Source organism: Vibrio sp. Vb1755 (assembly GCF_033338635.1).
Taxonomy (GTDB): domain Bacteria; phylum Pseudomonadota; class Gammaproteobacteria; order Enterobacterales; family Vibrionaceae; genus Vibrio; species Vibrio alginolyticus.
This window is the reverse complement of the sequence record NZ_JAWOTA010000370.1, coordinates 1-1,029: the sequence shown is the minus strand read 5'-3', so window position 1 is coordinate 1,029 and position 1,029 is coordinate 1. Positions and strand designations below refer to the sequence as shown.

Annotated in this window: 1 protein-coding gene; it reads right to left on the bottom strand. The window is 46.5% G+C overall.

What is annotated here, in order from left to right; all coding sequences use genetic code 11:
• Nucleotides 1-40: 40 nt before the first annotated feature.
• A partial coding sequence (locus R7E00_RS25200; protein WP_318124937.1) for a DUF4056 domain-containing protein occupies nt 41-1,029 on the bottom strand: 989 nt, incomplete at its 5' end.

Genomic DNA, 1,029 nt, shown 5'->3' with positions numbered 1-1,029 from the left:
TTCTTAATGAGAGATCATGTACAGCTATTGTTTCTCTAAATTACTTCTCCGTCACATGTAACGCTTTCATTTCTTGACCATCTTGTAACTCCGCATACTTCGCAATGACAGGAAACTGAGTATGTTCGATACGCTCTGACCAGATACGTTTTGGGATGTGGTTGAAGGTATCTGCATAACTCGGCGCTACTTCAAGTACTAACTTGGCAATGTTATCTAGATCCAGCGACTCTACAGATGCTGGTAAGGTGAGCACAATCGCGGGAGATTGCGCGAGATACTGCAAGTTCGAGTTCTCTTTACCTAATAGCTCCGGTGTTAGTCGGTGGGGCGTTTGTATATCTCCTAGATCATAGTGACGTTGCAGAACCATGTATTTGTTTGGGATTGACTCGTGTGAGTTCCACCATTTACCGTCGACGGCGGCTAATACCAGTTTTGATTGAGATTTATCAACGACGCCAAGTTCTTGCAGACTTGCATTGAGAAGTAAGCTGACGTTTTGGTTGTATTCTCTTTCGCTCAGCATCTTATGTTGTTGAATGAGGTTAAGTACAATTTTAGCTCCCAACATGTTGGAGTAGAGATCTTCAAGCGAGTAGGCGGAAATGGTTTCTGGCCAACCTGAAAAACTTGCGTAGCCGTGCCACTGGGCGATCTCGTGGGATTCAGCCTTGAAGTAGGCTAAGCGCGCAGCTAAATGAGCGGCCACAGACCACCTTTGTTCATCGGTTAAAGAAGATGCGTCGAACGAGGCCATCTCGATGTATCTTGGCCCTAATTCAGCAGGTAAATCAATGCGATGGGCTTGGCCTAAGTTGGCGAGTATCTCGAAAAATAAGCCCATGGTGTCATCGGCGGTATCGCGCACATGGGCGAGGTCGATAAAGCCACCTTTTTGCGTGTATAAGATTCCGTTATTTTCGCTACCGCCATGACCCAATGCCGATGAGGATGACGGTGTGTAGTGATATATCCCGCTGGCAAACTTGTGTGGGCCTATCTCCTCAAGTTCGACAACGTTGTTCA